Here is a 24930-nt window from a genome sequence, read left to right on the forward strand (position 1 = left end):
TCACCTCCCGTACGAATCCTGGAAAGACACCCTGAACCCCCTCCTCCACGAATCCCTCATCCAAAACAAGAGCGAAGAGCTCAAATCCGCCTTTCCTGGTATTGAAACATCTCCTGATCCCATTGAGTTCCTCATTCAATACCAAGAAGCATTCTTCCAACAACAGTACAACGACCCCGCCTTCACCATTGATCGGAACACCCTCCATCTCTCAGAAGACCGCATTGCAGACATCGCCGCCTCCCTCGAACGCGGCGACGTGGACTTCCCCGTGATTGTTGCTCCACCCCGCAGGGAAACGCTCACCCCCGAAGAAATCTCCGACTCCGATCTCTCCCCCTCTTCTAGAGGGAGATCTTACGGGGGTGGTATTCCTCGCACCCTCACCCGCGTGCTCTTGGACCGGCTCATCCGAGAGAAGAACATCAAGTTCTGGGATCGTCAAAACGTTCCACCCACCCTCGACACCCTCCTCAACCAACTCCGCGACCTCACGCTCCAAGACCTCACGCGGAACGAGCTTCCCTCAACAGACACCAACTACATCCCCGTCCCCTTTGACACAGATAACTGGCTCCAATACCTCACCTCCCTCTACCCCACGCTCCCACGTCCGGCAATCATCACAGGAGAAACAAACGAAACCCCTCCCCCCACTCTCCACGTCATGAAGTGGGAGAAGAACCCACCACACAGCAGAATCATCCCCAACACCACGGAGACCATCGCAAAAAAGTCCCAGATAGACGCAGTCACCCACCGCTACCCCCTCCCACCCCTCTCTGCGTACCTCACCCTGTTTGCGCAGCACCATGAGAAGACGGGGGAACCACTGGATTACCTCACGCAATCAGGTGGTACCCGGTCGTGGCTCTTTGGTGTCATTGACCCGAGTACAGCGTCCGGCTTGCCGTGCGTGAGTGCGAGCGGGCACTCGGCTGAGCTGAGCTTGGATCTCCATCGCCCTAGGAATGCGGATGGGACTTCGCGGCTGCGGTTCGCGTGTTGAGCCCTCGTGTAGATTTTATTTTTGGATTTTGGTTTTGGTTTTCCGCCAGCAACCGTGTCATTGCGAGGGAGTCCGCGACTTTCTGTCATTGCGAGGAGTCCCCGACGCGGCAATCCCGGTCATACTAGCACAAAGGTGAAAGCCATGTACTCTCTATGACCCAGATTGCCACGCCTCCCGGATTCGGCTCGCAATGACACTCCTTCGCAGAGGTTACACATGGACTCGTGCCTCGCAATGACATGGGGGGTGACAGTTTTCGTATGGCAAACGACAGTACAAAAGCAGAGCGGCGTGCAGAAGAACGCCGAAAAAAACAGCACGGTCCCGTCGGCGGAACCGTAGCCGGACAGGCCGCGCGCATGCGTGCGGCGAAGGGGTATGCGGGGAGCGCCAAGAAGTTTGTTCGGAAACGTTCATCGTCCTGAGGTGGGCGGCGTTGCAAGAGATGACCCCGACCCGCAATGCGGGTCGGGGTCGTTCGCGCCCTTCAGATGATGCAGGCGATGGTGCTGACGATACCGTTCTCGTCGGGAGTCGGGTACTCGCTGCTGCAACCACCCGTGATGATCTCGAGCATGGTCACTCCTTCCTCATTTTTTCCAAAAGGTGCTACTCCTGCTACACTACCATCCATGTATGCAGCACGTCAAACCAACGGTGGTCGTGATTGTTGGCGCAACGGGATCCGGGAAATCCGATCTCGCGGTTGCGCTCGCGCGGGAGTTTGGCGGCGAGATCATCTGCGCGGACTCGCGGACGATCTACCGTGAGATGGATATTGGGACGGCGAAGCTGACAGAGAGCAACCCACCCCCTCCAGCTCCCCCTCACCACCTCCTGGACATCCGTAACCCTGATGAGCGGTACTCGGTGGCGGAGTTCAAGGAGGACGCGGAGCGGTGCATCCGAGACATCGCGGCGCGGGGGAAGGTGCCGATCGTTGTGGGCGGGACTATGCTCTACATCCGTGCGCTCGTGGACAATTTTGATTGCGCGCGTGTGGCGGCGGATCCAAAACGGCGCGAGGAGCTTGCGGCGATGTCGCTTGAACAGCTCCGTGAGGTGCTCCATGCGCGGGACCCCCATGCGGCCGCCGTCGTGGACGTTGTGAACAAGCGTCGGGTGATCCGCGCGATTGAGACCGTTGAGCAGACGGGCGCACCGCTCGCACAGGCGCGCGGAGTAGGGGAGCCAATGTTTGACTTCGTACAGATCGGACTCGCGGTTGATCGTACGATCCTGCGGGAGCGTATCGCACAGCGGACGCGCGCAATGTTCGAGCGGGGCGTCGTGGATGAGGTGCGCGGTCTCGTGGATCGGTACGGTGCGGATACCGAGTCGCTCCGCGGCGTCGTCTACCGACAGGTCTCGGCATGGCTGGCACAGCCCTCGGGGGAGCGCGATACCCAGGAGGCGCTCGCGCAGCGTATCAACAGCGCGCTCTACTCCTATGCGCGTCGGCAGCTCACCTGGTTTGGGAAGGACGCGCGCATCCGGTGGTGCAATGATGCCGATGCCGCGCGTGCAGTGGTCGCATCTGCAATACGCGAGAGCGCAGCGCTCCGATGATGAGAAGAACCCCCGCACGTGTGGTGCGGGGGTTCTCGTTCTGGCGGGATGGGGCACTACGCGGCACGCGTCGCGTTGCTGACGATGACGAGCTTCGGTCGCGACGCGCGATGGCGCTCGACTTGCTGGTCAATGAATCCGAGCGCGCGTGCGATTCGCGTCGCCACGAGCTGGTCGAGCGCCCCGAAATGACGGGGATGGGTTGCTCGGATACGATCGGTCCATGCATCGAAGATGCCGCGGAGATCGTCCCCGAGATACAGCGGGGCACGCACGTCATCCACGACCGCAGCGACCTTCGGCCGCAGCTGGATGAGCTCCACCTGGAACGCGAACCAGCACGTGACGTCGTGTCCAACCGCTCCTTTCGCCTGTGAGCACTTCCTACACGGTTGTGGCTCTTGAGCCATGGTTTTTCTCCTGTGCGGTGGGTCCGTTTTTGGACCGTTCAGCATCCACGCCGAACAATAAATCCTAGCAGAAAGCAGTAGTTTTGTCAATCGAATATTCATTTTTTGTCTGTGTTGAGCCAAAATGAATAGCACCGACCTCTGTCCTCCATCATTTCGACCGAAGCGAGTCCGCAATCCTCCCCCTTCCGTCATTTCGACCGACTGAGTCCTCGAGGGAGTGGAGAAATCTCATCCAACAGTACAAGCAACATCCTACTGCTCAACGAGATTTCTCCACTCGCGGACTCGGTCGAAATGACGGGGTTTTTTTGGGTTCGGTCGGTCGAAATGACGAGAGAGGGCTGTGAGGATGCAGCTGCGAGGGGGTCAACCCCAAGGATAGAGAACAGCACCGACTTTTGTCGGTGCTGTTCTCGACGATCGTTCGTGCTACCGGAGACGTTCCTCCAGGAGTTCCTTGACCACCGCTGGATCCGCGGTGCCCTTGGTGGCCTTCATGACCTGTCCGAGGAGGAACTGGATCGCGTTGATTTTGCCGGATTTGTAGTCTGCGACGGATGCGGGGTTTTCGGCGATGGCGGCATCTACTGCGGAGGCGAGTGCGTCCGTGTCGGAGACCTGTGCGGTGCCCATCTCTTCGAGGAGCGTGTGCGGTTCGCCGCCGACGACGATCATCTGTTCGAGTATCTGTGTAGCGATCGTGGAGTTCACGCGGCGCGTGAGGAAGAGCTGGAGGAGCTCTGCGAAATTCTCCGGTGTCACCTTCGCGTCGCCAAACGTGATTTGCCGCGCGTTGAGGATGCCGATCATCTTGGATGCGATCCATCCGCTCACGGTTTTTCCGGCCTTCAGGGTGAGCACTTCACACTGCGCGTCATCCTCTGCGGTATCCGCGCACCACTGCTGGAGCTCGGAGAAGACCTGCTCGGTGAAGGTTGCGATCACGGGGTCCTCCGTGAGCTGGAGGACATCCGTGGGAGTGATTTTGAGTTGCTCGACGAAGCGCGCGCGGCGCGCTGCGGGGAGTTCCGGCAGTGTTCCCCGGAGTACCTCCGGATCAATGGGCATTCCAGGGCCTGCGTGCACGGGAGGCAGATCCGGTTCCGGGAAGTAGCGGTAGTCGCCCTCGCCTTCTTTCCAGCGCTGCTCGACGGTCACCTGCTTTGCCTCGTTCCAGCCGCGCGTCGTGCTTGCCGCTGGCGGCGTATTCGTTTGCCAGAGCTTGGTCTGGCGTTTGATCTCGTACTCGAGGCATCGCTCGACGTGCTTGAACGAGTTGACGTTCTTCACCTCGGTCTTCGGCCAGAGTCGCTCCTCGCCCATCGGGCGCAGCGAGATGTTCGCGTCGCAGCGGAGGTGCCCCTTCTCCATGTCGGCATCCGAGACGTTGAGGTAGCGCGCGATCATCTGGAGTTCCTGGAGGTAGCGCTTCGCCTGCTGCGGCGTGCGGAAGTCCGCCTCGGTGACGATCTCCATGAGCGGGGTGCCGGCGCGGTTGTAGTCCACGAGCGTCCAGTGTCGATCCCGCGAGTGCGTGTTCTTCGCGGCATCTTCCTCGAGGTGGAGGCGGTTGATGCGGATCGTTGCAGCACCCCCTCCAGTTCCCCCTCGAGAAGAGGGGGAGGGCACTTCGGGAATGTCCAGCGTGCCGTGGATGCCGATGGGGAGATCGTACTGCGAGATTTGGTATCCCTTCGGGAGGTCGGGGTAGAAGTAGCTCTTGCGATCCCACTTGAGGTGCTCGTTGATCGTGCAGCCGATCGCGAGCGCCATGCGCGTTGCGGATTCCACCGCAGCGCGGTTGATGACCGGCAGCGTGCCCGGGTGGCCAGTGCAGATGGGACAGATCGTCGTGTTCGGCGGCTCGTACTCACCGCGATTGGAACACCCGCAGAACATTTTTGTCTGCGTCTTGAGCTGGATGTGACATTCGAGGCCGATGATTGTTTCGAGCTGCATATGCATCCTTACACCGTAGCGGGCACGCTCGCGCGTTCAAGGGTGGGCATCGCGTCACGCTCCGCGCACGCGGGGCCGTAGCAGGCGTAGCAGAGTGCCTCGTACGCGTTCGCGTCGCCGATCTCCACCTGCGCCTGTGAGGTGGACTTTCGGAACGTGCGCGTCGCTTTGGACTGGCAGCGCATGCAGATCGCACTGAGCTTCACGACGGATGCCTCGGGGATGCACAGGAGGACGTGCATGGAACCGAACGGGTCGTTACGGTGGTCGGTATCGAGTCCGGCGACAACGATACGCTTGCCGGCTGCGTAGAGTTCCTGGACGACGGCAATGATGCCCGCGTCAAAGAATTGCGCCTCGTCAATGCCGATAACGTCGTAGTGCTCCGCCGCGCGGCTGATGTCCGTTGCCGCGTGTACACTCACCGCGTCCATGCACCGTCCGTCGCGCGAGCAGACCTGCTCCGTCGCGCCGCGGGTGTCGAGTGTTGGCTTCACGAGGAGGACGCGCAGGCGCGCGATGTCCGCACGCTTCATGCGCCGGAGGAGCTCCTCGCTCTTGCCGGAGAACATGCAGCCGACGATGACGGTGAGAGAGGGTGGGTGTTTCATGTGGGGATGGAGCGCGCGGTGAAGGCGGCGTCCACGCGCAGTGCCGCGCCAGCGACGGCGTCCTCCACGGCGCCGTTCGCATCCACGGACGCGATGTGCCAGCCGAAGGACGCGAGCGTGCGGGTGAACGCGGGGGAGTGGAACTGCTCGTGGAGCCGCTCGAGGGTGGATAGTTGTTCGAAGATCGCCTCGTCCTGCTTTTCGATGCGGAGCTCGAGGCGACGGAGCGCGCGCGTGGGGTCCACGCTCAGGAGGAGGAGGACATCCGGCGGGTGTTCGAGCGCGATGCGGTTGCCATCGAGCGCGCAGAGTTCCTCCACGGTGAGCGCATCGCGTGCGTCGGTGTCCTGGATCAGCTGGTAGACGAGCGACGAGGTGACGCTGCGCTCCTGGTAGATGTCCATCCCGCGCACGAGGGCCGGGAGGAGCACCCGGCGGTAGAGGATGAGCCGATCGAGCGCGAAGGCCTCCGCGGTGCAGCGCGCGCTGTACACGCGATCGTGGACGCGCACGAGCTCGTGGCGGATAGCCGCGCCGATCCAGGCGTACGTCGGTTCACCGGACACGAGGACGTTGTAGGGAGAGAGCTCCTCCGGCTCTGGCAGGCGGTGCTCCGTGCGCGCGAACTCGCGGACGTCAAGGATGCGGTCGCCGTTCTTCCGACGTCGCTCCACGAGGGCTTGGATGATCGTGCCCTTCCCCGAACCGTCAATGCCGTCGGCGATGACAAACATAGAGTGGTGCTATCCAGTAGACGGTGTGTGCTCTCTTGCAATGATATCATGCTCACCGCGCCGCACGTCGAATCGCCCCGGGTCATCGTCGAGGTGGAGGACGAGCCCCTCGTCCGCGAAGGTGCGCGCGAGGATTCCCGCGAGCGCACCGGCGACCGATGCAAGGGTGGGGTGGACGAAGCGCGTCGCGCGGAGCTCTGCGAGGTAGACGAGCGCGGGGAGTGTTCCCGTGAGGCGATTGGGGAGCGCGTACCCCATGGCGATGTAGTACTGGGCAATTTCCTGTGGGACATCGAGTGCGGTGATGGCCTGCTCCTGGGTTGTGAGGAGGTGCGTCGCGGTGGCGCGGAGATCTATGGGGAGTGCGTCGAGGTACCACGGGTGGAATCCGTGACGCATGGTCACGAGCGGCATGCGCTGGACGACGGCGCGGTGGCGCTGAATATCTCGAAATGAACCGAAATCGAGCATGAATCCAAACTGCATGGCGCCGCACTCCGCGAGGTGTCGGGGGAGCTCGGTTTTTGGCGGGCGACGCTCGAGCACCGCACGGGAGCGCGCGAGGAGGGGACGATCGATCGTATCCTGGAGGAGGACGACACCGTCGTACGGCTCGTGGTCAAAGAGGTACTCCTCGCGCATCCACGCAGCGTTGTACTGCTCGCTCGCGTCGTACCGTTTGGACGTGAACGAGCTCGGGAACGCCTCGAGGAGGGCATCCTCGAGTGCGGAGGCGATGGTTTGGACTTCCGCGAGCGGGTGGTGTCGGAGCAGTGCGAGTTTGTCCGCCGCTTGTCGGAGGTTCGAGTGCCAGGCAAGGTTCGTCGTGGCGCCGGTGGGGAGGAATCCGCGGAGAATATCGAACGCGCGCGCGCTGATTGCTTTGCGGTAGATGGTTTCCTTCTCTCCTTCGTCGCGCGGGAACTGTTCCGTGAGGTGGTCGCAGAGGCGCGGGAGTGCGGTGAGGTAGAAGGCGCGCCACGCCTCGAGGATAGCGTTCCCCGATGCGGTACCGGTGGGATTTACGAACGCTTGTCGCGAGAAATCAATGTACCGCGTGGAGGACTCCTGGCCGCTGTAGAGTGGCCAGTCCTGGATGGCTTTCGCGGCGAGCATGGAGACGCCCTCGATGAACATCGTGATGCTCCCGCAATCGCCGATGGACTTGTGTCCGTAGCCAACGTAGAACTTCGCCATGAACTCCTCCGCGCCTTTCTCGCGGAGCTTCTCGAGGTGCTCGGCGACACCGCCGATCGAGCGCGAGTGGAGTGCCTGGAGCATCGCTTCTGCCTCCGGCGGGATGTGCGCACCGGTATTGAGTACGAGCACCATGCCGCCTCCCGGGAGGGGGCGGGTGACGTGCGCGAGGGGGGAGTGCGGCATACGGACTGGGTCTCATCGTATCACTCCGGCGAGCGCGAGGCGAGTGGTACTTGATGGCGCGGCGTGGGTGTGTATCGTGAGGAGGTAGCTCTTTTTCCACTGCGCTCACGCGCGCCACAACCTCTGGAGGAGGGGAGAGTCATGTCGAACAGCAGCAGTTTTGGAGTGTTCGCGAGGTACCAGGATCACCTGGATTGCATCACGGCGGGTATGAGTCGGGTGCGGCGATGGAAGGGGTACTACACGGATGGGATCGAGACCGTCTGTGAGCACACGATCCAGCAGTTGATGATCGTTCGTGACCTCTTCGATCTCGAAATGGAGTACGGAAGCCCGCGTGGACTCGATGAGGTGCTGCTGCTCCGCTGCGCGCTCATCCATGACAACGGAGAAGGTGTGCAGGGATGGGATGCACCGGAGCCGCTCAAGCGACATTCGGTGATCGGTCCAGCACTTCAGCAGATGGAAGATGACGCAATGCGCGAGGGCATCATCAAACCGATGCCGATCCGGCTCGCGGAACGCCTTGAGCGGGATTACGCGCTGAGCGGCGATCTCGTGAGTCGCAATGGCCGGTTTTTCCGCGCGAGCGAGGTGGTGGGGTACACGATTCGTGCCGTGCAGCAGTACCGGATCGGGAAGAACGATCCCAGCTCCATCGCGCGTCGGCTCGGGTACGAGGTTTTCGTTACCCAGTACGAGAATCTTTGGGGCTGGGCGGACGAATTCGCGAGCGTGCGCATCATGTTCGACCAGTTTCGTGAGGAGGTGGAGGACGCGCTCTGCAACGACGAGGCCTGCGTCGCGTACGCGGCGAAGGTCGGGAAGAGCGACGCGATTCGCGCGCAGATCGCTGCGCGCTATGGCAGCCCGTATGTTGCGGGCACCGTGGACAAGATGGTGCGTCGCGCGACGGAGGACTAGCGCACACGAGAGGCCTCCGGCATTATGCCGGAGGCCTTGTTCATTTCGGAGAGTACATACCACCTCTCCCTCCCTCACCCTCCCTCTCCCCGAGTACGCGGAGAGGGAGGGGATAAGAATTTACGCCCCCGTACTGCCCCAGCCGCCGCGGGTCTTTGCGATGACATCTTTTTGCGCGATTTCGATCCACACTGCGCGGGAGGTGGGTGTGAAGAAGCCCTGTGCAAGGCGCTGGCCGCGTTCGACCATCACCGGTTGGTCTGTAATGTTGCGCAGCGCGAGGAGGAGTTCATCGTCCGGGCCGCAGTAGTCCTCGTCCACGATGCCGAGCTGGTTCGCGAGGACGAGTCCCTTCTTGTGGAGCGACGAGCGTCCTGCAATGAGGAGCGCGTAGCCGGCGGGCACTGCGACGATGAGGTTTGCGGGGACGTACGCCACGGCACCGGGCGCGATCGTTGCATCCACGCGCGGCGCGAGATCAAACGCCACCGCGCCCTCCGTCTGGTAGGTCGGAAGGGGGAGGGACGTGTCGATGCGGGTGATCGTGACGGAGAGCATGGGGAGATTCCTAGTATCGTGTCATTGCGAGGAGTCCTCGACGTGGCAATCCCGGTCATCGGCGCACGCCAATCCGACAAGAGCAGTACGCCCCTTGTCCGGTGATGACCCGGATTGCCACGTCACTCGCGGACTCGCTCCTCGCAATGACACACTACGCCTCAGTGACGAGGTGCGTCATCGCGAGAGGGCCGAGGTTGAGATTGGCGGATTCGCGCGTTGCTTCCGTTTGGAAATGTTTGGAGAGGCGGGGGCCGCGTTGGAGGGTGTAGTGGGACTGGAGTTCTCCGGTTCCATACGGGCGGTCCGCAGGTGCGGCGAGGCGCTCGAAGACCACCTTGCAGACCGGCTGGCCGTGACGCAGGATGACATCGTTGTCCTGGAGGATCATCTCGAGGACGATGGGTGCTGCAGGGGTTTCACCGGTTTTGCCAAACCCAAATCCCGGGTCGCCAAAGCCCGCGTAGTGCGAGCGGAACTCGCCTTTGGAGGGATCGTATGCCGCCATCTCGCAGGCGAAGGTTGGCGGGACGCGGACGTGCTCGAGTGTTGAGAGGATGTAGAATTCGTCGCGACGCAGGATGAGCTGTCCGTTCTTGGGTTTGTGGAGTGGCTCGAAGAAGTCGTTGGGATCATGGGTGCGCGAGCGGAAGTCCAGGATGATGCCCGAGGACTGGCGGCACTTGTAGCCAATCACCGGCTGGTCGAGATCCACGGTGAGCGTCATGCCGCCGCGCGCGTCGAACTCGACGCGATCCTTGGAGATGTGGATGCCATTCGCGGTGTGGAGGAGTGTCTCCTCATCGTAGAGTGCCTCGAGCTCCGCGCGCGAGAGTGTCGTGTCGGCGTTGAAGAAACGGATCTGGTTGAGCGCGTCGCCTGCGCTGAGCTTGATGGAGAACGATCGCGGGATGAGGAGGACCCAGAGTGCGCCGTGGTACCCGCGCGGGAGCGCGTCGAACCGTGGCACGCCGTCCGCGAGGAGGCGCACCTGGAGGTTCACGCGGCCCGTGGAGGATTTGTTGTTCGCACGCGCGTAGACCGTCCCGCGGAGCGCGAGCGTCTCGTTGAGCCGCGCGAGGTAGATGCCGCCGCACTCGAGCGGTTTGCCGAGGTCCCACGGGAAGAGCGAGCCCTCGCGGAGGAGATCGTTGATGGCCTCGCCGACGCGCGGGAGGAAGACCCCCTTCATCTTGTAGATCTCGTCTGAGATCGTGAGGTCGAGCGATGATGGCTGCACGCGCGACGCGTCAGACCCCGTGACCCCGCCATCGCGGAGCATCTGTTCGATCATCTGCGAGGGGAACGCGCCGAGCATAAAAGACGGAAGTCGTTCAGGACGGGATACGCACGCGCACGCCAGGTCCCATCGTGGGGCAAAGTGTCACGGATTTCACGAATGTCCCTTTGGAGGACGGCGGCTTCGCGCGGCGGATGGCACCCATGAACGCATCGAAGTTCTCCTGGAGTTTCACCGCGTCCCACGAGACACGGCCGATGATTTGGTGGACGTTCGCGGTGTCGTCGTTCTTGAACGCGACCATGCCACCCTTGAGATTCTCGATCGTTTGCGCGATCGTCGTGGTGACGGTTCCGTTCTTTGGTGACGGCATGAGCCCGCGTGGGCCGAGGAGCTTCGCGATCTGCGCGAGGTCCTTCATCATGTCCGGCGTTGCAACCGCGACGTCGAAGGCGATCTTTCCCGTTGACTTAATCTCCTCGATGAGCTCCTTCCCGCCGACGAGGTCCGCGCCTGCGTCCGTGGCCTCCTGCTGCTTGTCGGGACCAACGAACACCGCGATGCGCTTCGTCTTCCCCGTGCCGTGCGGGAGGATGACGGTCGTGCGGACCTGCTGGTCGCCCTTCTTGGGATCGATACCGAGGCGGACGTGCGCCTCCACCGCGCCGTCGAACGACGACAGGGAGGTCTTCTGGACGAGCGCGATCGCTTCGGGCGGGAGGTATGTCTTCGTCCGGTCAACGAGCTTCGTGCGTGCCTGGTAGCGTTTGCCGTGTGCCATAGAGGTGTCGTGGTACGAGCGGACCGATGTCATCGGACCTCCCACAAAGTTACTGATGAGTCAATGCTACGAGATGATGGTGACACCCATCTGCCGTGCAGTACCGGCGATGATCTTCTTCGCCTGCTCCACGTTGGTCGTGTTGAGGTCCGGGAGTTTCGTCTCGGCAATCTGCGTGAGTTGTGCGTCGGAGAGCGCGCCAACCTTCTCCTTGTGCGGCTTCCCGGAACCGCTCTTGATCTTGAGCGTCTTTTTGATGAGCTCCGCTGCGGGCGGGGTCTTCATGATGAACGAGAACGAGCGATCCTCGTACACGGTGATGATTGTCGGGATGATGTCGCCGCTCTTGTCTGCGGTCTTCGCGTTGAACGCCGCGCAGAATTCCTGGATCGCAACGCCGTGCTGACCGAGCGCCGGACCAATCGGCGGCGCGGGATTCGCCTTGCCTGCCGGAATCTGGAGCTTGATGAATGTCTTGATCTTTTTGGCCATACCTAGATTTTCTTAATCTGGAGGAAGTCGAGTTCGACTGGTGTCTCGCGTCCGAACATGGAGACGAGCACCTTCACCTTGCCGCGCGCCTCGTCAATGTCATCCACTTTCCCCTCAAAATCCTTGAACGGGCCGTCCGTGATGCGGACCGGGGAGTTGAGTGTGACGTCAATCTTGTACTTGGGCTCCTCGACACCCATGCGCTGCTTCAGTGCGTTGATCTCCTCATCGGATACCGGTGTCGGTGTGGTTCCTGTTCCGATGAAGCCCGTGACGTTCGGCGTATTGCGAACGACGTACCAGGAGTCATCGGTGACCACCATCTCGACGAGCACGTAGCCCGGGAAGATTTTTTCCTCGAGGATACGCCGCTTGCCGTTCTTGATTTTGATCTTCTTCTCCTTGGGAATGAGGATGTTGAAGATTTTGTCCTCCATCCCCATGGAGTCAATGCGTTGACGGAGGTTTCCTGCGACGTTCTCCTCGTATCCGGAGTACGTGTGCACCGCGTACCACCTGCGCCCGGCGGAAGTTGTTTGACGAGCCATAGAGAGCGTTGCGCGACCGGGCTAGCGCAGTCGAATGAACTGCTCAAAGAGTACAGTGAAAACGTAGTCGGCGACGCCAATGAACGCGGCAACGAACAGCGACACACCGATGACGAGGATGGAGTGCGTCGTGAGCTGCTTCTTGCTCGGCCAGATGACCTTGCCGATCTCATGCCGACATTCCTTGAGGTAGGCACTGAGTTTTGTCATAGGCGTACCAGCGCGACCTGATTCTAAAACAGACCCCTGGCGGGGGCTGACACTCCTACCGTACATTGCGTGGGAAATGCTGTCAACTAGGGGAGGTGACGCACCGAGCACTCCGCGGGTGGCGGAGTGCTCGGTAGGTTTATTTGAGGTCCCCACGAGGTGGGGCGCCGGGTGCTTCGCGGACTCGTCAGTCCGGAGGCGAGGTGCGGCATCGTCGCGTGTCGCGCTCGTCAGCGTTCCACCGAACGGTGCTGCGGATTGTGCACCATCCATCCCCACGTCTGGAGTATGGCGGGTGCACGGGTGTTGCGCGTATCGAACCCCGCGCGCGGGGCCGATCTGCACTGCATACCAATGCTGGGCGATGGTTCGACGGTTAAATGTCGAGGTTCTGCACCGCCTTCGCGTGCGTCTGAATGAATTTTTTTCTTGGTTCAACGCTCGCACCCATGAGTATAGCAAAGATGTTGTCCGCGCGCTGTGCATCGTCAACGGTCACCTGTTTGAGGACGCGGCGTTCCGGGTCCATGGTGGTCTCCCAGAGCTGCTCCGGGTTCATCTCGCCCAAGCCCTTGTATCGCTGGATGGAGGCACGCGACTCTCGCGTGGTTGTGACGTCCTCCTCGGCCTCCTCCGTCTCCGCTTCGGGCTGCGCGGCACCTTTCTTGGCCTTGCCGAGTTCGCCGAGGATGCGATCGCGCTCGGCATCGGAGTACGCGTACCGCATCTCCCGTCCAACCGTCACCTTGTAGAGCGGTGGCTGGGCAATGTAGAGGTGACCGGTGGTGATGAGCTCTGGGAAGTAGCGCCAGAACAACGTGAGGAGGAGCGTGCGGATGTGCGCGCCGTCCACGTCCGCATCGGTTGCGATGATGACGCGGTTGTACCGCAGCTTCGCGAGCTCAAACTGCTCGCCGATGTTCGTCCCGAGTGCGATGATGAGCGATTTGATCTCGTTGTTCGCGAGCATCTTGTCCAGTCGCGCGCGCTCGACGTTGAGGATCTTCCCACGCAGCGGCAGGATGGCTTGCGTCTCGCGGTCGCGGCCGGACTTCGCGCTCCCGCCAGCCGAGTCGCCCTCCACGATGAAGATCTCGCTGTTCCCCGGGTCGCGTGATGAGCAATCCGCGAGCTTGCCGGGGAGCGTGAGCCCCTCGAGCGCGCCTTTCCGCAGGACGGTGTCGCGCGCGATTTTTGCGGCCTTTCGCGCCTGCGCGGTGAGTGCGCACCGCGCGAAGATCGCCTCCGCATTGCGCGGGTGCTCCTCGAGGAAGGCGGCGAACGCATCACCGAACACCGTCGCAACCGCCGGTTGCGCTTCGGGGTTCCCGAGCTTCGCCTTCGTCTGCCCCTCAAACTGCGGCTCCTCGAGCTTGACGCTCACGATTGCGGTGAGGCCCTCGCGCATGTCATCACCCGTGAGGTTCTCATCTTTCTCCTTCAGGAGCCCCTTCGCACGCGCGTACCCGTTGAGCGTACGCGTGAGCGCGGCGCGGAATCCCGCGAGGTGCGTCCCGCCATCGTGGTTGACGATGTTGTTCGCGTACGACTGGACGTGCTCCTTCATGTCCTTCGTGTACTGGAGTGCGACTTCCACGTTGATGCCCTCGTGCTGCTTCTCCACGGAGAAGATCATGTCGTGGCTCACCTCCTTCGGGTGGTTGAGTTGGCGAACGAACGCCGTGATGCCGCCCTCGAAGTAGAACGTGTACGTCAGGGTGCTCGGGATGCGTGCAGCGGGTTTTGGATCGAACGCCGAGCGCGTGAACGCCGCCGCGAGCTCCGGCTCTGCGCGGAGGTCTTGGATGACGATCTGGACACCCTTCGTGAGGTAGGCCTGCCGTCGCAGGTGATCCTTGATGGTCTGGAGATCAAACTGCGTGGTCTCAAAGATCGTGGCATCCGGGTGAAAGGTGATCGCGGTGCCCGTTCCGGCAACGGGCGCTTTTCCGATGGCCTTGACCTTCGCCTTCGGCTTACCGATGACGTACTCCTGTATCCAGAGCTTCTTCTCGCGGATGACCTCGGCGCGGAGGAGTGTAGAGACCGCGTTGACGACGGAGACACCAACGCCGTGGAGGCCGCCAGAGACCTTGTAGCCGCCACCGCCGAATTTTCCGCCGGCGTGGAGCTTCGTCATGACGAGTTCAAGTGCCGATGTCTTGAACTGGGGGTGCGGGTCCACGGGGATACCGCGGCCGTTGTCGAGTACCTGGATGGTGTCCTCCGGAAGCATGCGCACCGTCACGCGCGTGGCGTGGCCAGCCATGGCCTCGTCAATGCCGTTATCCACCACTTCGTAGACGAGGTGGTGGAGTCCGCTCGGGCCGGTGGAGCCGATGTACATGCCCGGACGCTTTCGCACGGGGTCCAGGCCTTCGAGCACGGTGATCTGCTGTGCGCTGTACCCGCTCTTCTGCGCGGAGGTGCGCTTGGGCGATGGTTTCTTTTCGGCGGTTTTCTTGGCGGTGGGCTTCTTCTGGGGCATAGGACAGCGCAGCGTATGTGGGGCTGCAATGTACTCATCCTACCATTGCTTGTCGTTCCTGCAAGCGGAAAAGTGGAATGTGGATGACGAGGTCATTGACCGATTCGAGGCAGCGTGCAATGGTAGAGAGGACACCCGCAGATGGGTCGCCACTCCGTGCGCATAGGGCGCGCGGTTTCTGTTTTGTTCCTTCCATAAACAATGCAGTGGGAGCTGAGGAGATCACGCATGCCATCGGTACAACCAGGAACGTTGCAAGAGAGCAGGCACGACGATCAGGCAGTGGATGTCTACCCGAGGCGTCACCACCGGACAACGCGCGCAGAAACGCGGGTGGGGTCGCTCGTGGCACGGAGTACGAGCCCGTTTCGTCAGACGGCGCCGCAGACCATTTTCTACGCCTGTGCAGACGGGCGGTTCGACATCACGGCGGATGCCGCCGTGCTCCAAGTGCTCCGGATTACCATCGCTGATCGGCAAACACCGGAAGGTGGGCCGGGTGCGATTCACGAGTGCTCCGCGCGCTCCCCAGAGGTACGCGAGGCACTCCTCGATGACCTCACGTTCATCATTGAGGGACACCGCATCACCCGAATCGTTCTCGTGGCGCACGAGGATTGTGTGCACTACGCGATGCGCTTCCCGGACGAAGAACCGGATCTGCGCATGGCGCGTCAGCTCCGTGATCTCGTCGAAGTCGCACGTGATCTCACGGCGCGTTTTCACTTCCGACCCGACGCGGTGGAGTGTTTCTACATCCAACCTGAGAACGGTGTGCTCGCCGTCCATGAGGTGCGCGATCGGAGTCACTCGCGTTGACGACGCAGCGCAGTATCACCAGAGACCCATCCGATGTTTGGATGGGTCTTTTGTTTTGGCGGCGTAGCGCGGTATCCTAGAAGGAGACCGTAGAAAAATGCGTCATTTCGACCGAAGGGAGAAATCTCACACGCCTCAATATATTGGAACATGTGAGATTTCTCCTCGCGGATTCGTCGAAATGACAAAGATGTACACTTTTTCTACGGTCTCAGAAGGAGAACCCTATGGAGGAGTACCAACCTGGCGGGAACAACATTTCGGGACGACAGCTCACGATCGGGCTGTGGTACCTCAGACATAAGGACCAGCTCCGCAAGGCGCATGTCCTTGCGCTCCTCGTGTTCTGCGTGGTGACGTGGGGCTACGTCATCTTCGGGACGATTCAGTACGGCTTTCTCGAGTACCTTTCGTTTGAGCGGCACTGGATGGAACTCACGACGCCGCAGAATCCCCGGTACGGCCTCGTGCGCCGCGCGTGGGCGAAGCCGATTACAATCGCGGAGGTGATCCTCTTGCCGGCGGGTGAGGCGCGCTATGACGTCGCCGCGCGCGTCGTGAACTCCAACCCGCGCATCGTGGCGACCATTGCGTACGAGTTCGCCGTTGCGGGTGCTGCGCCGGAGACCGTGCGGACGGTGCTCCTCCCCGGGCGCGAGCGTTGGCTCACGCGCTCCGGCATTGAGTCGTTCGCGCACCCGCAACGCGCGACGCTCACCTTCACGGCGACGCAGTGGGATCGCATCGGGCATCGGGAGATGCGCGATGTGACGTCGTTCATGGACGAGCGGCTGCACGTGACGACCGCGCGCGCGGAGTTCCGCTCCGGTGCAGCACTCCAACTCGGCGCTCCCGGTACTGCGGGGACGCTCGGTCGCGCCGAGATCACCGTGGTGAACGAGAGCGCGTTCGGCCTGCGTGACCTCGAGCTCATCGTGCTCGCGCGCCGTCGCGGTGCCATTGTTGGCGTGCGCCGCGTCCTCCTCTCGGCACTTCCCGCAGGAACCGCGCGCACCGTCGCCGCATCGTGGTTCCATGCACTGGGACTCGTGGAGACCATTGAGGCACACCCCTTCGTGGACGTCTTTGATCCGGAATCGTTCGTGAGCTTTTAGCTGCGAGCTCCTAGCTTCTCGTAGTCCCATGATTTTTTCTAGCAGCGAGTATGCTCCTCTTGCGGTCATTTCGCCACGCAGACGGAATCCTCCTCACCGCCGTTGCGCTGACGGCGGTGTTTGGTCTCGTGGGACTCGCGTCACTCGCGCTGCGGGAGACGCCCGTCGTCATGGGGACACTCACGCGGCAGGTCATTGCCCTCGCCATCGGGCTCCTGCTCTTCACGGGAGCGGCGGCGATTGATTGGCGCGCGTGGGATCGCTGGTGGCCCATCGTTCTCGCTGCAGTCGGCGGGCTCCTCATCGGTGTTCTCGTTTTTGGTGTGCGCGTGCGTGGGACACAGGGGTGGTTCGCTATCGGCCCGTGGACCATCCAGCCGGTAGAGTTCGTGAAGATCGGACTCATCCTCCTCCAGGCCGCCTACGTCCGCCGCCGTGCGCGGTTCCTCGGTCGTGCGCGCACGGTGCTCGAGAGTACCGCGATCACCGGTGCGATCGTCGGGCTCGTGCTCCTCCAGCCCGATCTCGGTTCCGCGACGCTGCTCGTTGTCACGTGGGTGGGCATGCTCCTCGTGTTTGGGCTGCGTAGGGCGCACTTGCTCATCGCCGTGTGCGCTGCGCTCGTTGCGGTGGTGCTCGCCTGGCAGTTCGCGCTCGCGCCGTACCAGCGCGACCGCATCCTCACGGTGCTCGATCCCGCGCGCGATCCGCAGGGCGCGGGGTATAACCAGCGTCAAGCCGTCATCGCCATGGGCGCGGGCGGTTTGTTCGGGCAGGGATTCGCGGCGGGGACACAAGCGCAGCTCGCGTTCCTCCCGGAGGCGCAGTCGGACTTCCTGCCCGCGGTCATCGGTGAGGAGTTCGGGCTGCTCGGCATCGCGCTCCTCCTCGCGGCGATCGCGGTGATCCTCTGGCGGCTCGCGGTGATCTCGCGGCGGTGCCACGACGACTTCTCCGCATCGGTCGTCGTGGGGATGGGGTTCCTCTTTGGCTTCCAGTCGCTCTACAACCTCGCGATGAATCTCGGCGTCGCGCCGGTCATGGGCATCCCGTTCCCGTTCGTCTCCGCCGGCGGCAGCGCGGTCATGGCTTTCGCCATCGGTTTCGGCATCGTCACGTCTATCGCGATGCGCACCCCCAAGGCGTCGCGCTCGGTGTACGAACTCCACGTTATCGAGTGACGGGTGTGTATCGTTGTGGGTAGACGCGATCCTGTGTTATGCTAACGAGTGATAGGTTATGCACTCCTCACGCCGCTCTCCACAATTCTTCCAAGAGTCGCTGCGGCTCATCTCGTATTGCCCCGTGTGCGATACGAGCTACAACCCCATGGAGGCGCGGGTCGTGGATGAGCGCGATGACAAGCACCTCATGCACATCCGGTGCAAGAAGTGCGCGCACTCCATCCTCGCGCTCGTCCTCACGACGGGTATGGGAGTGAGTTCGATGGGGCTCCTCACGGACCTCACGTTTGATGATGTCGTGAAGTTCCGCAACGCCGAGCCCGTGACGCTTGATGATGTCATTGCCTTCCACCATCTCCTCGAGAAGAAGGAGGGGGACGTGTTCGGTGAGAAGCAGGGCAAAAAGCCCAGAAAAATAGCACCTCGGAAGAAGGGTTGACCGTGCAGATCACATCGGCTATAGTTGTATCGTACATCCCCTCGTGGGGATGTTTGTGTACTTCAGCATCGGTTTAGGTTTTGAGATGACGGATCGGCACCATCGCTATGGAAACGATTACACTCGCTGCATCACTGCGGACACCAATCGGGGATACCTCCAGGAAACTGCGTCGCGAGGGGCGTCTCCCGGGGATTGTCTACGGCCGCTCGGTGACACCACGGCCGGTCGTGTTCTCCTACATAGATTTCCGCCGCGTGTACAAGTCCGCTGGTGCCTCCACGGTGATCCAGCTCAATGTGGATGGTGCAGAGACGGTACCGGTACTCGTCCAGGACGTTGCCTACGACCCACTGACCGACCAGCCGACGCATGTGGATTTTCTCCATGTGAATATGGAGGAGGTGGTGCACGCACGGATTCCGCTACGATTTGTGGGCACGGCTCCGGCAGTGAAGGCAACCGGAGGATTACTCATGCGTCAGTACGAATTCCTTGAGGTGCATGCGACGCCGGATAAGCTCGTCCATGACATCCTCGTGGACCTCACCTCGCTTGAGACGCTCGACGATGCCATCACCATCGCACACCTCCCCATTCCCGAGGGCGTGCAGGTGACGCTCGCTCCCCACACGGTCATCGCAAAGGTGGTGGAAGTGCGGCGAGCCGCGGAAGAGCAGCAGACCGAAGAGCAGGCAGCTGCCGCAGCGGCAGTGCCCGCCGTTGGTGCGGCAGCCACAGCACCGGGCAGCGCAGCAGCGTGACACACCCAGCAGGAGATGACGCTCCCTTCACGACCAGTACTCGCGCGATACTTCGCGCACGCGTGGGAGCGATGCACACGCGCCATGGAGATGCATCGTAAGGAGGCCGCACTCGTAGGCCTCTGCACCCTCGCCGTATGCGGCGGGGGTGCTTGGTTGTACGTGCGCTGGGCGCGGACGCCGCTCCCGCCGGTTTCCGTTCCTCCTCCTGTGGCGGTGGAGCAGGTGACGAAGCGTCGGTGGTTGGACGGCTTGCCGATGCCGGTTTCCGCGCCGCAGCCGCACGCGATTGGCATTATGGTGGACAACGCGCCGGAAGCGAGGCCGCAGACCGGCATCGCCGATGCACCACTCGTGCTCACGGTACCGGTGGAGGGGCAGCGGACGCGGTTCCTCGCCGTCGCGGAAGCGACCGCGGAGGATGCCTTTGGGCCCGTTCGCTCTGCACGGCCGTACTTCGTCGGGCTCGTGGATATGTTGGAAACGCCGTACGCGCACGTCGGTGGGAGCCCTGCGGCATTCGCGCTGCTCAAGACGCGGAGCCATGTGGACGAGTGGTATCGCGCGCCGTACTATCGCTCGACGACGCGGAGCGCGCCGTTCAACGCGTACGCGGAGATGGAGGACCTCGTCACGTTCTTCGTCGAGCGTGATGCGTTCGGAGACGCGAGGCCGGACGACTGGCACCTCTGGGAGTACGCGGATGCGGAGGCGGCCGCCGACGGCTCTCCGGCGACGTTCTCGATTCGACTTGGCGCCGAGCGCGCGTTCGATGTTTCGTGGACGTACGATGCAGCGCAGCGCGCCTACGTGCGTTCGCAGGGAGGTCGTGTCCATCGTGACGTCAACGGGATACCAGTGACTGCGCAGAACGTCGTCGTGCTGCGTGTGGACTCGGTCGTGCTCGATCGTATCGGTCGCCTCGCCATTCCGCAGCTCGATCCACCGGTGGTGACCCCGCTCGCCTCGCGGAAGTACGCGACGCTCCTCACGGGCGGAACGCGCACGGACGGAACCTGGGGGTGGAGCGATCCGCAGGCGGATACGGGTGGACTTTTTGGATTGCGTCGCGCATCTGGAGACGGCGCAGGTGCTTCGATGGTGCTCGCACCCGGCACCACCTGGGTGGAGTTCGTGAACGGTGATTGGGAGGCGGCGTATGTACAACACACGGCAGCACGTCCTTGAACTGCTCGGGATCGTCGCCGTGGTGACGATCATTGGCACTGGCGTGGCCGGCGGTGCGCGGTCGCTCGCGCTGCGCACGCGCGACGCACAGCGCGCCGGCGATGTCGCGAGGATCCAGCAGGCGCTCGCGCTCATCGCCGCGGAAACGGGGAGCTACCCGATGGCAGAGGCATTGACCTGCATCGCCGGTGATGACGCCATTTCCCGGACGCTCCTCGACCGCGGTCACCTCAAAGCATCGGTCGCTGACCCCACGGCACCGCATGTTCCCATGGCAGACCCCTCGCCGCGGCATTGCTATACGTACCAATCGCGTGATGGGTCATCGTACACGCTGTGGTATTTCACCGAAGCTGACGGCGCGACGAAAACCGTTGATCCCTAGCACACACCACACCCGTCAGGGTGTGGTGTGGAGTTCGAGGACGCGCCAGTGGCCGGCGAGGTCGCGGTGCCATGACGCTTGCCAGTGGGGGAGCGTTCGTGCGACGAGCGCTGCGAGCACATCCCTGCGACGGGGGTCTATTTCGAGGAGGGCCGTGCAGGGGGCACTGCGTCCCACCGCGAGTTCATGGAGCTGCGCGAAGAACGCGCGGTAGGGATCGAGACCGTCCGGGCCGCCATCAATCGCGATGCGCGGCTCGTAGTGTGTAATCGAGGAGGAGAGTGTGGGCCACTCGTCTGTGGTTCCGTACGGGAGGTTCGCGATGATGGTGAGCGGTGCGGTGCGGTCGAGGTCGTCGGGGGCTGCTGCGAGTGGCGCGAGGAGGTTCCCCGCGACGAACGTCATGCGCTCCGTCACGCGATGGCGCGTTGCGTTCGCTCGCGCGACGGCGAGTGCTGCCGGCGAGATGTCAATGGCGAGTACGCGCGCGTCCGCGATTTCCGCTGCGATCGTCACCGCGATTGCGCCCGATCCGGTTCCGACATCAACGAATTGATCGCTGTCCGCTCGCTCGAGTGCGAGCGTGATGAGCTGCTCGGTCTCCGGCCGCGGGATGAGCGTGTCGCGTGTCACGGTGAACGGACGGCCGTAGAACCACTGCTCGCCCAGGAGGTACGCGAGCGGCTCACCGGCATCGAGGCGCGCGATGAGCGCGTCGTAGTCCCGCTGCTGCGCGGCGGTGAGTGGCGTGTCGGGGTGCGTGAGTACCCACGTCTGGTCACGGCGCAGGACGTGTGCGAGGAGGTCTTGTCGTTTACGGATCATGTGCTCCATACTGTCCCATCGTCAATGAGAACGCCCCACCTGTCAAGGGACAGGTGGGGCGAGGAGCTAGGTCAGGAGCGGCGCGATGTCGGTGTCCCAGTGCCGCAGCGCGTCGAGCGCAGCCATGACTTCCAGGAGCGGTGCGAGGATCGTGGTGACGTCGAGCCCTGTTTGGAACTTCACTTCATCAATGTCGAACATGCGTGCGCTCGCATCCGATACCGCCAATGTCAGCGTCTCGTTGGAGCGTGCGAGCGGAACGATGTTCTTTCCGCACCAGAACTCCAGCGGAAACGTACGAACTGCTTCCGGCATCGGGATGCTGCTGAGAAGTGCAACCACCGCCGTGGGCTCCGACGGCTGCTCGTCTTTGAGCTCGCGCAGCCGTAGGTTGAACAGCTCGCTCCAGCGGGATTGCGCGGGATGGCTCACGGGGAGCCAGGGCCATCCGCGCGGTGGCGTGGGGTGTGGTCGCTCGCGCGCGTCATCGTCCGTGCTCCGCGGCGTGTGCGATTCGAGATCCTTCCCTCGAAGCTGCAAGAAGGTGTGGATGCACTGCATGCATATGCGCGCGGTGGTGCTGCATACGACGAGTTGCTGCGTATCGGGGCCTCGATCGCAGAAGTCACACCACTTCTGCTGGGATACACGTCGTTGTGAACGAGCCATTGGTCATACCTCCTCTGAAAGACACTACCGCATATCCACAGCCCTCGCAAGTGCAAAGGAAAAAGGGTGTCTCGGATCGGACGCCCACCGATCACTCGGTGTGCGTCACGTTTCCGTGACACCCTTCTTCATGCGGCACCCGCCTCTGCCGTTCCTTCCCAACGCTTGTAATTCCTTTCGAGGGGAAGTTCTGGCACTGCGCCTCCTAGTGCGCAGGGAGTGGGTGAGGTGGTCTCCTTTCGGAGCGCACCTCTGGAATCACGCCGTGCGTAATCACTTCAACCGCACGGTCGCATCGTCAGCTGTCTCTGCAGACGATCTAGGGAGATTCCCTTACGAACGTTCGATGACGTGGGAAGCCCACGAGCATCTTCAGTTCGCGACGGCAACCACGCAACTTCCACAGACAGTACTGCACGTCCGTGTCGTTACTCGTGGTATGCTCACCGCTCTCGCTCGACGCCATGACTCCGGGAAACCCGAAGGGGACATCAAGCGTGCAGCCCTGCATCAGTGAACGTTGGTGAGACGACTCTCGTCAGAGCACCCACGCACACTATCACCGTCATTAACGACATCGCACAGCGGATTCGCTGCACGAGATTTTTGGCAGCCAGTACATCGCGGGGCAAGCGGGCAGGACGTTACCGACCAAACTCGCTGACCCGTTGAGGCACTGCTCGACCCTTCGGTTCTCGGGCTCCGCTTGTTTCCAAGACAGAACGCGATCGCCGACCTCGTCGCCACGCTTTCGGCGTTGGCGGGGTCTTCAGCAAAACCTTGCACACCTCGCGGAATGGGGATCATCGTGGACGCAAGCGTCCATGAGTTCCTCCCCGTGAGGAGCAGTGCAGCGGTTGGTGAGCGATGACGAACTCCAGCGTTCACTGGTGCGCGTCACCGTGCGTCTCTCCAACATGCTCTTGCTTGTGGCGTGTCGGTATCCTCCAGGTTCCGGTTGCTGCCGGAGGTCCTAGGAGGCGCAGAGCTACCGAGGTAGCCCCGATACCCGATTACCACTTTGCCTTGCATGCTCACGCATGCGGGCCAACCAGTTCTCCGTCATTCCCGGTGTAGCACACCGGCATCCATGGCTCCCGCCGGAGCGCGTAATGGATGGACGGTTGCTGACACCCCGCGGTTACCCGCAGGTGATCCGTTCGCCGTTCGTCGTCACGTTCCAGTTTCTTTTCAGAAATTTGGAGGCGCAACGATTGCAACGCGAGCTTCGGGACCCTGTCCCTCACCCGCGCCGCCGACACCGCGGACTCTGGCTGTCAATCTTTTGCAAAAGATCGAGACGCTCCGAGAGCGACAATATCCAATGTACATGCCGTATAAACGCCGTCAAATGCATTGGTGTGGATAACTTGAACGAGAGAACGTGCGTGTATAAAAAGTATAGAAGTACTGTCATTGCGAGCCCGAGACCATGAGGGCGTGGCAATCTCTCCATTTGTATCGTGTGAGATTGCCACGTCGCGAGCGGAGCGGGAGGTGGGCCGTCCTCACGCGGCCTTCTTCGCTGCCTCACGGATATCGCTGAGCATCTCCTCGATGTCGCCGTCGAGAATTTTTTCGATGTTGTGCCACGTCTGCTTGATGCGGTGATCGGTGATGCGATCCTGGGGAATGTTGTACGTCCGAATTTTCTCAGACCGTTCGCCGGTGCCGATTTGGCCCTTGCGCGCTTCGGAGCGTTCGCGCTGCGCGCGTTCGCGCTCGATCGCATAGAGACGCGCACGCAGTACCTCCATCGCACGGATGCGGTTCTGTTTCTGTGAGCGTTCGTCCTGGCACGTGACGACGATGCCCGTCGGGAGGTGCGTGAGGCGAATCGCGGAGTACGTCGTGTTCACGGACTGCCCGCCGGCGCCGCTCGCGGTCATGGCGTCAATCTTGAGGTCCTTGGGATCGATGGTGATGTCCACCTCCTCCGCCTTCGGGAGTACGGCGACCGTGGCGGTTGAGGTGTGGACGCGGCCGGCCTTCTCGGTTTCGGGAACACGCTGGACGCGGTGGACGCCGCTCTCGAACTTCAGCCAGCGGTAGACCCGTTCGCCTTCAACGGTGAACATGGCACTCGTCATGCCGCCGAGGTCGTTGTGCGCCGCGTGGAGCGTGCGCATCGCCCATCCCTTGCGTTCGGCAAATCGCGCGTACATGCGGAAGAGGTCGGCGGCGAACAGCGCGGCCTCATCACCACCGACACCGGCGCGGATCTCCACGACGATGTCCCGATCATCCTCCGGATCACCCGGCTCGAGGATCTCCGCGAGTGCCGCAGCGACGCGCTCTCGTTCCGCCGTGGCGGTCTGGAGCTCCTCCTCACCGAGCGCGCGGAGCTCCTCCTCGTCGGCACTCGCCGCCTCATGCGCCTCGGCGATGGTGCGATCGAGTCGTGTGATGGCGTCCACGAGTTCGAGTGCCTTGCGCGTGGCCGCGTGCGCACGCGACACGACGGCGAGCCGTTGGTGGTCGCCGATGATCGCGGGGTCCTGGAGCTGTCGTTCGAGGTCCTCGTGTTTCGCCTTGAGTTCCTGTGCATCCATAGGGTGCTGTCTGTCGTTCTCTCCAGCATACCGCAGAACGGAAGAATCGAGGCGCATGCCTCGATTCC

General features: G+C 62.3%; 26 protein-coding genes. 11 read left to right on the top strand and 15 right to left on the bottom strand.

Annotation, left to right across the window (positions count from 1 at the left end):
• The 3 genes from Q7S96_03805 to miaA form a co-directional block, all read left to right on the top strand.
• A partial coding sequence (locus Q7S96_03805; protein ID MDO8463365.1) for a hypothetical protein occupies positions 1 to 1009 on the top strand: 1009 nt, incomplete at its 5' end.
• Positions 1010 to 1272: 263 nt separating this feature from the next.
• The gene (locus Q7S96_03810; protein ID MDO8463366.1) at positions 1273 to 1437 is read left to right on the top strand and encodes a hypothetical protein; all 165 of its coding nucleotides are present in this window, start codon (positions 1273 to 1275) and stop codon (positions 1435 to 1437) included.
• Between the two features lie 211 nt (positions 1438 to 1648).
• A complete protein-coding gene (gene miaA, locus Q7S96_03815; protein ID MDO8463367.1) occupies positions 1649 to 2581 on the top strand; it encodes a tRNA (adenosine(37)-N6)-dimethylallyltransferase MiaA in 933 nt (310 codons plus the stop codon).
• 56 nt (positions 2582 to 2637) lie between these two features.
• Here the strand turns inward: miaA and Q7S96_03820 are convergent, their stop codons facing one another.
• From Q7S96_03820 to Q7S96_03840, 5 genes are all read right to left on the bottom strand, one after another.
• Entirely contained in the window at positions 2638 to 2991 is a 354-nt protein-coding gene (locus Q7S96_03820) for a hypothetical protein (GenBank protein ID MDO8463368.1), read from the bottom strand.
• 432 nt (positions 2992 to 3423) lie between these two features.
• Entirely contained in the window at positions 3424 to 4953 is a 1530-nt protein-coding gene (gatB, locus tag Q7S96_03825; GenBank protein MDO8463369.1) for an Asp-tRNA(Asn)/Glu-tRNA(Gln) amidotransferase subunit GatB, read from the bottom strand.
• An 8-nt stretch (positions 4954 to 4961) separates the two neighbouring features.
• Positions 4962 to 5564 (bottom strand): thymidine kinase, encoded by a 603-nt coding sequence (locus tag Q7S96_03830; protein ID MDO8463370.1) that lies wholly within the window; start codon positions 5562 to 5564, stop codon positions 4962 to 4964.
• Positions 5561 to 6298, bottom strand: coding sequence for a dTMP kinase (locus tag Q7S96_03835; protein ID MDO8463371.1), 738 nt, complete (start codon positions 6296 to 6298; stop codon positions 5561 to 5563). Before Q7S96_03835 ends, Q7S96_03830 begins: the two co-directional genes overlap by 4 nt.
• Before the next feature lie 9 nt (positions 6299 to 6307).
• Positions 6308 to 7681: an FAD-dependent thymidylate synthase gene (locus tag Q7S96_03840; GenBank protein MDO8463372.1), complete on the bottom strand. Its 1374-nt coding sequence runs from the start codon at positions 7679 to 7681 to the stop codon at positions 6308 to 6310.
• A gap of 210 nt (positions 7682 to 7891) precedes the next feature.
• On the opposite strand from Q7S96_03840, the gene Q7S96_03845 reads away from it, so the two are divergent.
• Positions 7892 to 8605 (top strand): HD domain-containing protein, encoded by a 714-nt coding sequence (locus Q7S96_03845; protein ID MDO8463373.1) that lies wholly within the window; start codon positions 7892 to 7894, stop codon positions 8603 to 8605.
• Positions 8606 to 8725: 120 nt separating this feature from the next.
• On the opposite strand, the gene Q7S96_03850 is transcribed toward Q7S96_03845, so the two are convergent.
• From Q7S96_03850 to gyrB, 7 genes are all read right to left on the bottom strand, one after another.
• Positions 8726 to 9163, bottom strand: a complete 438-nt coding sequence (locus tag Q7S96_03850; protein ID MDO8463374.1) for a dUTP diphosphatase — start codon at positions 9161 to 9163, stop codon at positions 8726 to 8728.
• A 154-nt stretch (positions 9164 to 9317) separates the two neighbouring features.
• A complete protein-coding gene (locus Q7S96_03855) occupies positions 9318 to 10481 on the bottom strand; it encodes a 2'-deoxycytidine 5'-triphosphate deaminase (protein ID MDO8463375.1) in 1164 nt (387 codons plus the stop codon).
• Between the two features lie 16 nt (positions 10482 to 10497).
• Positions 10498 to 11184 (bottom strand): 50S ribosomal protein L1, encoded by a 687-nt coding sequence (gene rplA, locus Q7S96_03860; GenBank protein ID MDO8463376.1) that lies wholly within the window; start codon positions 11182 to 11184, stop codon positions 10498 to 10500.
• 66 nt (positions 11185 to 11250) lie between these two features.
• A complete protein-coding gene (gene rplK / locus Q7S96_03865) occupies positions 11251 to 11676 on the bottom strand; it encodes a 50S ribosomal protein L11 (GenBank protein MDO8463377.1) in 426 nt (141 codons plus the stop codon).
• 2 nt (positions 11677 to 11678) lie between these two features.
• Complete coding sequence (nusG, locus tag Q7S96_03870) at positions 11679 to 12224, bottom strand: transcription termination/antitermination protein NusG (protein ID MDO8463378.1); 546 nt, start codon at positions 12222 to 12224, stop codon at positions 11679 to 11681.
• A 21-nt stretch (positions 12225 to 12245) separates the two neighbouring features.
• A complete protein-coding gene (gene secE / locus Q7S96_03875) occupies positions 12246 to 12434 on the bottom strand; it encodes a preprotein translocase subunit SecE (protein ID MDO8463379.1) in 189 nt (62 codons plus the stop codon).
• A 376-nt stretch (positions 12435 to 12810) separates the two neighbouring features.
• A complete protein-coding gene (gene gyrB, locus Q7S96_03880) occupies positions 12811 to 14922 on the bottom strand; it encodes a DNA topoisomerase (ATP-hydrolyzing) subunit B (protein MDO8463380.1) in 2112 nt (703 codons plus the stop codon).
• 228 nt (positions 14923 to 15150) lie between these two features.
• Between gyrB and Q7S96_03885 the strand changes: the two genes are divergently transcribed.
• The 7 genes from Q7S96_03885 to Q7S96_03915 all read left to right on the top strand — a co-directional run bounded on the left by Q7S96_03885 (position 15151) and on the right by Q7S96_03915 (position 20816).
• A complete protein-coding gene (locus Q7S96_03885) occupies positions 15151 to 15741 on the top strand; it encodes a hypothetical protein (GenBank protein MDO8463381.1) in 591 nt (196 codons plus the stop codon).
• 227 nt (positions 15742 to 15968) lie between these two features.
• The gene (locus Q7S96_03890; GenBank protein ID MDO8463382.1) at positions 15969 to 16856 is read left to right on the top strand and encodes a hypothetical protein; all 888 of its coding nucleotides are present in this window, start codon (positions 15969 to 15971) and stop codon (positions 16854 to 16856) included.
• 50 nt (positions 16857 to 16906) lie between these two features.
• Positions 16907 to 18037, top strand: a complete 1131-nt coding sequence (locus Q7S96_03895; GenBank protein ID MDO8463383.1) for an FtsW/RodA/SpoVE family cell cycle protein — start codon at positions 16907 to 16909, stop codon at positions 18035 to 18037.
• Positions 18038 to 18095: 58 nt separating this feature from the next.
• Positions 18096 to 18479: a hypothetical protein gene (locus Q7S96_03900; GenBank protein MDO8463384.1), complete on the top strand. Its 384-nt coding sequence runs from the start codon at positions 18096 to 18098 to the stop codon at positions 18477 to 18479.
• A gap of 107 nt (positions 18480 to 18586) precedes the next feature.
• A complete protein-coding gene (locus Q7S96_03905; GenBank protein ID MDO8463385.1) occupies positions 18587 to 19243 on the top strand; it encodes a 50S ribosomal protein L25 in 657 nt (218 codons plus the stop codon).
• Positions 19244 to 19258: 15 nt separating this feature from the next.
• Positions 19259 to 20431, top strand: a complete 1173-nt coding sequence (locus tag Q7S96_03910; GenBank protein ID MDO8463386.1) for a DUF3048 domain-containing protein — start codon at positions 19259 to 19261, stop codon at positions 20429 to 20431.
• Positions 20403 to 20816, top strand: a complete 414-nt coding sequence (locus tag Q7S96_03915) for a hypothetical protein (GenBank protein ID MDO8463387.1) — start codon at positions 20403 to 20405, stop codon at positions 20814 to 20816. The genes Q7S96_03910 and Q7S96_03915 overlap by 29 nt, the downstream gene beginning before the upstream one ends.
• 15 nt (positions 20817 to 20831) lie before the next feature.
• On the opposite strand, the gene prmC is transcribed toward Q7S96_03915, so the two are convergent.
• From prmC to prfA, 3 genes are all read right to left on the bottom strand, one after another.
• Positions 20832 to 21650, bottom strand: a complete 819-nt coding sequence (gene prmC, locus Q7S96_03920) for a peptide chain release factor N(5)-glutamine methyltransferase (protein MDO8463388.1) — start codon at positions 21648 to 21650, stop codon at positions 20832 to 20834.
• 57 nt (positions 21651 to 21707) lie between these two features.
• Positions 21708 to 22310: a hypothetical protein gene (locus Q7S96_03925; GenBank protein MDO8463389.1), complete on the bottom strand. Its 603-nt coding sequence runs from the start codon at positions 22308 to 22310 to the stop codon at positions 21708 to 21710.
• Positions 22311 to 23818: 1508 nt separating this feature from the next.
• Positions 23819 to 24862, bottom strand: a complete 1044-nt coding sequence (gene prfA, locus Q7S96_03930) for a peptide chain release factor 1 (GenBank protein ID MDO8463390.1) — start codon at positions 24860 to 24862, stop codon at positions 23819 to 23821.
• Positions 24863 to 24930: the final 68 nt, after the last annotated feature.

The sequence above is a fragment of the bacterium genome (genome assembly GCA_030647005.1).
GTDB lineage: Bacteria > Patescibacteriota > Patescibacteriia > JACPHY01 > JACPHY01 > JAUSKG01.

Bases quoted from the DNA above. Each gene is read 5' to 3' on its own strand.
- Q7S96_03810 (MDO8463366.1), top strand. From the start codon at position 1,273: ATGGCAAACGACAGTACAAAAGCAGAGCGGCGTGCAGAAGAACGCCGA.
- miaA (MDO8463367.1), top strand. From the start codon at position 1,649: ATGCAGCACGTCAAACCAACGGTGGTCGTGATTGTTGGCGCAACGGGA.
- Q7S96_03820 (MDO8463368.1), bottom strand. From the start codon at position 2,991: ATGGCTCAAGAGCCACAACCGTGTAGGAAGTGCTCACAGGCGAAAGGA.
- gatB (MDO8463369.1), bottom strand. From the start codon at position 4,953: ATGCAGCTCGAAACAATCATCGGCCTCGAATGTCACATCCAGCTCAAG.
- Q7S96_03830 (MDO8463370.1), bottom strand. From the start codon at position 5,564: ATGAAACACCCACCCTCTCTCACCGTCATCGTCGGCTGCATGTTCTCC.
- Q7S96_03835 (MDO8463371.1), bottom strand. From the start codon at position 6,298: ATGTTTGTCATCGCCGACGGCATTGACGGTTCGGGGAAGGGCACGATC.
- Q7S96_03840 (MDO8463372.1), bottom strand. From the start codon at position 7,681: ATGCCGCACTCCCCCCTCGCGCACGTCACCCGCCCCCTCCCGGGAGGC.
- Q7S96_03845 (MDO8463373.1), top strand. From the start codon at position 7,892: ATGAGTCGGGTGCGGCGATGGAAGGGGTACTACACGGATGGGATCGAG.
- Q7S96_03850 (MDO8463374.1), bottom strand. From the start codon at position 9,163: ATGCTCTCCGTCACGATCACCCGCATCGACACGTCCCTCCCCCTTCCG.
- Q7S96_03855 (MDO8463375.1), bottom strand. From the start codon at position 10,481: ATGCTCGGCGCGTTCCCCTCGCAGATGATCGAACAGATGCTCCGCGAT.
- rplA (MDO8463376.1), bottom strand. From the start codon at position 11,184: ATGGCACACGGCAAACGCTACCAGGCACGCACGAAGCTCGTTGACCGG.
- rplK (MDO8463377.1), bottom strand. From the start codon at position 11,676: ATGGCCAAAAAGATCAAGACATTCATCAAGCTCCAGATTCCGGCAGGC.
- nusG (MDO8463378.1), bottom strand. From the start codon at position 12,224: ATGGCTCGTCAAACAACTTCCGCCGGGCGCAGGTGGTACGCGGTGCAC.
- secE (MDO8463379.1), bottom strand. From the start codon at position 12,434: ATGACAAAACTCAGTGCCTACCTCAAGGAATGTCGGCATGAGATCGGC.
- gyrB (MDO8463380.1), bottom strand. From the start codon at position 14,922: ATGCCCCAGAAGAAGCCCACCGCCAAGAAAACCGCCGAAAAGAAACCA.
- Q7S96_03885 (MDO8463381.1), top strand. From the start codon at position 15,151: ATGCCATCGGTACAACCAGGAACGTTGCAAGAGAGCAGGCACGACGAT.
- Q7S96_03890 (MDO8463382.1), top strand. From the start codon at position 15,969: ATGGAGGAGTACCAACCTGGCGGGAACAACATTTCGGGACGACAGCTC.
- Q7S96_03895 (MDO8463383.1), top strand. From the start codon at position 16,907: ATGCTCCTCTTGCGGTCATTTCGCCACGCAGACGGAATCCTCCTCACC.
- Q7S96_03900 (MDO8463384.1), top strand. From the start codon at position 18,096: ATGCACTCCTCACGCCGCTCTCCACAATTCTTCCAAGAGTCGCTGCGG.
- Q7S96_03905 (MDO8463385.1), top strand. From the start codon at position 18,587: ATGGAAACGATTACACTCGCTGCATCACTGCGGACACCAATCGGGGAT.
- Q7S96_03910 (MDO8463386.1), top strand. From the start codon at position 19,259: ATGACGCTCCCTTCACGACCAGTACTCGCGCGATACTTCGCGCACGCG.
- Q7S96_03915 (MDO8463387.1), top strand. From the start codon at position 20,403: ATGTACAACACACGGCAGCACGTCCTTGAACTGCTCGGGATCGTCGCC.
- prmC (MDO8463388.1), bottom strand. From the start codon at position 21,650: ATGGAGCACATGATCCGTAAACGACAAGACCTCCTCGCACACGTCCTG.
- Q7S96_03925 (MDO8463389.1), bottom strand. From the start codon at position 22,310: ATGGCTCGTTCACAACGACGTGTATCCCAGCAGAAGTGGTGTGACTTC.
- prfA (MDO8463390.1), bottom strand. From the start codon at position 24,862: ATGGATGCACAGGAACTCAAGGCGAAACACGAGGACCTCGAACGACAG.